At 38.1% G+C, this 6,271-nt stretch carries 6 protein-coding genes; 2 read left to right on the top strand and 4 right to left on the bottom strand.

What is annotated here, in order from left to right; all coding sequences use genetic code 11:
* The coding region (locus ABXH34_RS17010; protein WP_353573079.1) for a leucine-rich repeat domain-containing protein at positions 1 to 652 on the bottom strand (652 nt) is incomplete at its 3' end.
* 293 nt (positions 653 to 945) lie between these two features.
* Between ABXH34_RS17010 and dapE the strand changes: the two genes are divergently transcribed.
* Together dapE and ABXH34_RS17020 are read left to right on the top strand one after the other, a co-directional pair.
* Positions 946 to 2,076, top strand: a complete 1,131-nt coding sequence (gene dapE / locus ABXH34_RS17015; RefSeq protein WP_353573080.1) for a succinyl-diaminopimelate desuccinylase — start codon at positions 946 to 948, stop codon at positions 2,074 to 2,076.
* A gap of 7 nt (positions 2,077 to 2,083) precedes the next feature.
* Positions 2,084 to 3,091 (top strand): glycosyltransferase, encoded by a 1,008-nt coding sequence (locus ABXH34_RS17020; RefSeq protein ID WP_353573081.1) that lies wholly within the window; start codon positions 2,084 to 2,086, stop codon positions 3,089 to 3,091.
* 541 nt (positions 3,092 to 3,632) lie between these two features.
* Here the strand turns inward: ABXH34_RS17020 and pyrF are convergent.
* Genes pyrF through ABXH34_RS17035 form a run of 3 tightly spaced genes read right to left on the bottom strand, consistent with a single transcriptional unit; the run spans position 3,633 to position 5,786 of the window.
* Positions 3,633 to 4,322: an orotidine-5'-phosphate decarboxylase gene (pyrF, locus tag ABXH34_RS17025; RefSeq protein WP_353573082.1), complete on the bottom strand. Its 690-nt coding sequence runs from the start codon at positions 4,320 to 4,322 to the stop codon at positions 3,633 to 3,635.
* Between the two features lies 1 nt (position 4,323).
* Positions 4,324 to 5,493: a lipopolysaccharide assembly protein LapB gene (gene lapB, locus ABXH34_RS17030; RefSeq protein ID WP_353573083.1), complete on the bottom strand. Its 1,170-nt coding sequence runs from the start codon at positions 5,491 to 5,493 to the stop codon at positions 4,324 to 4,326.
* Positions 5,490 to 5,786, bottom strand: a complete 297-nt coding sequence (locus ABXH34_RS17035; protein ID WP_353573084.1) for a LapA family protein — start codon at positions 5,784 to 5,786, stop codon at positions 5,490 to 5,492. Before ABXH34_RS17035 ends, lapB begins: the two co-directional genes overlap by 4 nt.
* Between the last annotated feature and the right edge of the window lie 485 nt (positions 5,787 to 6,271).

Here is a 6,271-nt window from a genome sequence, read left to right on the forward strand (position 1 = left end):
GTAATCTTCTTAATTTATTATATTTTAAATCCAAAAAAGTCAATTTTTTTAACAAACCTAAATCTTCTGACAATACTTCTAAGCAATTACTCTTTAAAATGAGTTTCTGTAGTTTTTTTAATTTCCCAAATGACACTGGTAGCTTTTTTAGCTGGTTATCCCTTAAATTTAAATAACACAAGTTTTGTAGTTTCCTAAACGACGCTGGCAGCTCTTTTAGCTCGTTATTACTTAAATCTAATTCACTCAGGTTTTGCAGTTGCCCAAACGACGCTGGCAGCTCTTTTAGCTTGTTATTACTTAACCATAATTCACTCAAGTTTTGCAGTTGCCCAAACGACGCTGGCAGCTCTTTTAGCTCGTTATTACTTAAATCTAATTCACTCAGGTTTTGCAGTTGCGCAAAGGAGTCTGGGAGTTGTTCAATTTTACTATCATATAATGATAATTTTTGTAAATTTTTTAAAGAGCTAAGAGAATGAGGAATGGTATAAAGATTTGATTTATCTAAATTTAAACCAATGACATTGTTATTTTCATCTACTGCATAGCCGTTTTTTCTAGGATGACTAGTCACTTTATCTAAACTAATTTGCCGTAGTTTTCTACCAATTTCTTGCTCTATTTGTTTGATGATGTCTAGGTCGGCCATGGTGTTTGTCTTTTGTGTTTTTCAACAAGATTTAATGGATTAATCAATGGACAGGATTTTGATTGTAGGTATTTTTGAAGGTGGAGGCAAATATTTGGTTTTTAATCCCGAAAATCCTTAAATCTTGAGAACCCTGATTCAGAAGTTTTAACCCCGAACCTCTTTAAAACCATTTCATCATGTTCTCAGCACACAACGGATGAACTGATAACCTAGATTATCTCTCACAATTCCTGCATAATTTCTCAATACACTGAAATTCCCTATCCCATTTTGATAAAAAGCTGTGAGCCATGTCTGATTGCCTTGATTTAGCCGTAGAACTAGTAAAACGCCCCTCCGTCACACCCAAAGATGAACAATGCCAACACTATATTGCCCAACGACTAGCAAAACTTGATTTTAAAGCTGAACATTTGCGTTTTGGTGAAGTAGATAACCTATGGTTGCGACGCGGTACAGAGACACCACTATTCGTATTTGCAGGACATACCGACGTTGTACCCACAGGCGACGAAACCAAATGGCACTACCCACCATTCGAACCAACGCAACATGAGGGCTATTTATACGGGCGTGGCACGGCAGACATGAAAGGCAATATTGCTGCATTCATCGTGGCTTGTGAACGTTTTATTAAAAAAAATCCCGATCACAAAGGCTCAATCGCCTACCTATTGACCAGCGATGAAGAAGGGCCCGCCATTGATGGCACAGTCAAAGTGATAGAACACCTGCAAGCCCAACAAACCCATATTGATTGGTGCTTAGTCGGTGAACCGTCCAGCAGCAAAAAAGTAGCCGATACCGTAAAAAATGGCCGCCGTGGTTCACTGGGCGCACACTTAAGCGTAAAAGGAGTGCAAGGTCATGTGGCTTATCCACATTTAGCTGATAATCCGATTCATCGTTTTGCCCCTGTGCTACATGAATTAACCCAAATTCAATGGGATGAAGGCAACTCATTTTTTCCACCGACCAGCTTTCAAGTCTCCAATATTCAAGCGGGTACAGGTGCAACCAACATGATCCCAGCTGAATTAGCGGTGAAATTCAATTTTCGCTACTCAACCGAAGTCAAACATACTGAATTGCAACAAACGATAGTCGATTTATTAGCCAAACATAATGTGGACTACGAAATACGATGGGAACATTCAGGCCAACCTTTTTTAACTGCGGAAGGTGAACTGGTTGCAGCCGCCCAAGCCGCCGTACAAGCCGTCTGTGGTTATTCGACTGAACTTTCAACCTCTGGCGGCACATCTGACGGTCGATTTATCGCACCAACAGGCGCACAAGTGATTGAATTGGGTTTATTAAATGATACGATTCACAAACTGAATGAACGGATTTGTATTGCAGATTTAGATGTCTTAGCCGACGTATACGAAAATATATTGCAACGTTTACTTGGGCATTAATTGTAAAATGAAGAATATTTTATGGGTGACAACAAACCAGATTTCTAATCAAAACGGAGTGTTAAGCTCTTTGTGGGCAAGCACACGCTATCGAGTGATTATTCCCAGCCATTTTTTGGCCTTGAGACACTATAAACACCTATATTTACTTGCTCAAAAAAAAATCAGTTCAGATGAATTAAACTGTTTTCATGATAAACAAGCGGTTATTTTTTCTAAAAGTAGTCGTTATTCAAATGAGCAACGTGCTGCTTACGCCAAACAGCAAGGCATCAAAGTCATTTTAGATGTGTGTGATAACTATTTTGATACTGAAAAAGTGGCTGGCCAAACCGCACATTATAAAAAAATGGTAGCCTTGGCAGATATAGTGACAGTGAGTACAGCAGAATTAGCAGCGATTGTTGAAACGCATACGGGAAAACAAGCCATTGTGATCCCCGACCCTTATGAATATCCACAACAGCCAGCATCTTTTCAACCATCAAGCAAGCAGTTGAATTTGTTGTGGTTTGGCAGCCATAAAAATGTAGATAGTTTAAAGGCAATGATACCTCAATTAACCCCTTTAAGTCATGAAATCCCACTAAAATTGCACATTATTACCACCCCACAGCATGGTCTTGAAGGGGCTTGCGAACGGTTTAATACTCAGTCAGAGAATTATCAATTGCAGTTTTCTCCATGGTCGTTGGAAATCACACAAAAGGCAATGCAAAAAACTGATTTTATTATGATTCCAAGTTTAAGTATAGATGTGAAAATGGTTAAAAGTCCCAATCGTCTGATTGAGTCTGTGCATTCTGGGCGGTTTGTTATTGCTTATCCATTGCCTTCTTATCAGGAGTTTGCGCAATGGGCATGGGTTAACGATCATTTTGTTGAGGGGATTCGCTGGGCGTTACAACATCCTCAGCAAGTCATCGATAAAATACAAGCGGCTCAGCACTATATCACGCAACATTATTCACCCGAACGAGCGGGCTTATTGTGGGAGCAAGTGATTAAGAATTGATATTTTTGAAGGCGTTTTCATGCAATTACCTGAAGAATTTGAGAATTTAAACGATGATATCGAGCCTTATAAACCTGACACGCTTGACAGTACAAGGTGGTGGTGATTAAACGTGGCAAAGATGGGATTATCAATACGGCAGCATCATTTAAGTTACATAAACATTATGTAAAAATCCAGAAAATCAACTTTTTCTCAATATAGTCAGCGTATGGGAAATGCAAATCAAAATGCAGTTGTATAAATTATTAGATTTGATATAACGTAAAATCAATAGTTTATAAGTAAAAAACAGCTAAATTTGGAAATTATTTTATAGCCTCTGGAATGTTGGAACGAGACAATACCTCATTATTACCGACAAAGTATAATATCAAGATTGATTTGAAACTGCTGTTTAATCAGTGAATAACAAAAAGCGACCTCTGGGTTTATGAAAATAGTACAAGCCCAGAGGTTTATTTGAAAGTGAGTTCTTCAAGCAGAGCTTGATGGCAGGCATAACGGAATAAAATGTTTCGTTGGTTAATTCTGGATTCTCTTAAGCAATTTCAGCTTCAATATCATTCAATGCTTGCAATGGATTTGGTGCTGCAATAACAGGTCGTCCAACTACTAAATAACTTGCACCTGCTTCTAATGCTTGTTTTGGAGTCATTGTGCGTTTTTGATCGTCTTTAATACTGAATGCAGGCCGAATCCCTGGTGTAACTAGAATTAAATCATTATCTACATTTTGTCGAATCAATTGAATTTCTTGTGGTGAACACACCAAACCATCTAGGCCAGCCGCTTTCGATAGGCGTGCTAAACGCAATACATTATCCTGCAATGTGCCGTGCAAACCCACTCCTGACAAGTCATCTTCATCTAAACTGGTTAATAATGTTACTGCAATTAATAATGGACGTTGAGAATAAGGTTCTAAACTATCCCGTGCCGCCATTAACATATCTCGTCCACCTAAAGCATGAACATTTACCATCCAGACCTCTAAATCAGCCGCCGCTTGACAAGCTTTGGCCACGGTATGAGGAATGTCATGATACTTCAAATCTAAAAACACTTTAAAGCCTAAATCGACCAATTGAGCGACCAGTGATGCGCCGCTGCGTGTGAATAATTCTTTGCCTACTTTAACGTAACAACGTTCAGAGCCTAGTTGTTTGGCTAAAGCTAAAGCTTGTTCTGGTTGCGCGAAATCAAGTGCAATGATTAAAGGAGAACGCATTTTATTCACCCTCGATACCTTGTATAGGTTTAATTGTATTCCATTGTTTACAGCTAGGACATTGCCAATGTAAGGTCTTGCCTGTAAAGCCGCAATGATGGCATTTGTAAACAGGCTTGTTTTTAAGCAACTGTTTTGTCATGTCTTTTAATAAGAGTAGATGTTCATAAGTAATATTGCCAGTATGTGATAAAGCTAAATCTAATAAATGGTCTAAACCACGAACTGAAGGACGTTTGTGCAATTGTTTTACGATAAAATCTGCTGCTTGTTCTTCTGTAGCTTCATCTTGCAGCATATTAGCTAATACTAACATAGGGGTAATTCCCCCATAACGTTCTAAAATATATTGTAAAAATTTTTTAAATTCATCTTCTTTTCCTATATCCTGATAACATTGTTTGAGTGGTGCAATCACTTCGGATAAATAGGTGGCATCTTGCCTTTCAATACGTCGAAACGCTTTAATTGCCTGTTTTTTATCACATTCGTCTAATGCCAATTTGCCTTCTAACATGCTGGCTCGAACACTGTGATTGTCTGCGGTCAATGCTTTTTGCACCGATTGTACGGCTTGGTCACGTAAACCTTGGTGGCGTGCCATTTCAGCCATTTCACAGTAATAATGTGCTATCAAAGATTTAACATTTTCCCCAGATATTTTGCTTAGAGCTTTGGCGGTTTGTACTGCTTTTTCCCATTCATGTTCTTGTTGATACACATCTAATAATTGTCGATAGGCATACACTTGATAATCAATGGATTGAGTTAGCTCAATAAACAGAATTTCTGCACGGTCGAGTAGACCCGAACGCTGATAATCTTGGGCTAATTCGAGTACAGCTAATGCGCGTTGTTGTGCATTTAAGGTGGTTCGAGCAATTAAATTTTGGTGAATACGGATGGCGCGGTCAACTTCTCCTCGTCGTCTAAATAGTGCTCCCAATGCCAGATGTGTTTCAACTGTATCGCTATCTACATCGATCAATTTAACAAAGACATCGATTGCTTTGTCAGGCTGTTCATTGAGTAGATAATTCAGGCCTTTAAAATAATCAGAGGATAAATTAAAGGTCGAGGGAGTGGATTCAAAGTGGGAACTACTACGTTGTGCGGCAAACCATCCTGAGGCCGCTGCAACAGGTAACAGCAACCATAAAAATTCTATCATTGTGTACTCGTATCCTGCGTGCGTGCAACTAGGGTATTTATTTCGTGCAAAGCATTTTTATGTGATTTTTTAAGACGTTGGTTATCTCTGCGTAGTTTCCATAACCATAAAAAGTGAGCTATTGAACTTAATAGAACCCCCAAACACAATACGGAAAAGAGTAATAAGGTGAGACGTAGTTCCATTTGGCCAACATAGTAGTAAATTGTCACGGCTTGGGTATTGAGTAATGCAAAGGCAACCATGAGCAGAAAAACTAAGATAAAACCGAACCATACAAATAATTTTACCATTATTGTTCTCTAACAGCTTGATTCTTTTTGGGTGAGTGCAGTGTATCAGAATGGGTTGCTATTATAGCATGTAGAATTGTCTAGTCAGTATGTGAATTAATTAAAAACTGTTTTCCCTTTAAATCAGGTTTGATAAATAGCCATGAGTCAGTTGATTTTAGTCACAAAATAAATTGTTTGTATTATCAATGCATGTTTCGCAAAAAAACTTTAATTGTGCATTATTCTTGGAGAAAAAACGGGGCAAACATCGTATATTGAGAGATTTAACTGTACTCTTAGACAGAATATGTTGGTCATCTTGTCCGAAACTCCTTCTCCAAACCTACTGAAAATCATATTGGAGCTGCTTGGTATTTTATTCATCATTACAACCAAAAACTTTAGCTCTATTCCTCAAATCAATAATATATAATTAATTGCATTTGGGCATTACTTAGATTACCAAAAAATAAACTAATATCTTGTAATGGTTTAAGTTTAAT

Origin of the sequence: Candidatus Albibeggiatoa sp. nov. BB20, assembly GCA_016744725.1 — a bacterium.
Lineage (GTDB): Bacteria > Pseudomonadota > Gammaproteobacteria > Beggiatoales > Beggiatoaceae > Albibeggiatoa.

Excerpts from the sequence above, each read along its gene's own strand:
- dapE (WP_353573080.1), top strand. The coding sequence starts at position 946 with ATGTCTGATTGCCTTGATTTAGCCGTAGAACTAGTAAAACGCCCCTCC.
- ABXH34_RS17020 (WP_353573081.1), top strand. The coding sequence starts at position 2,084 with ATGAAGAATATTTTATGGGTGACAACAAACCAGATTTCTAATCAAAAC.
- pyrF (WP_353573082.1), bottom strand. The coding sequence starts at position 4,322 with ATGCGTTCTCCTTTAATCATTGCACTTGATTTCGCGCAACCAGAACAA.
- lapB (WP_353573083.1), bottom strand. The coding sequence starts at position 5,493 with ATGATAGAATTTTTATGGTTGCTGTTACCTGTTGCAGCGGCCTCAGGA.
- ABXH34_RS17035 (WP_353573084.1), bottom strand. The coding sequence starts at position 5,786 with ATGGTAAAATTATTTGTATGGTTCGGTTTTATCTTAGTTTTTCTGCTC.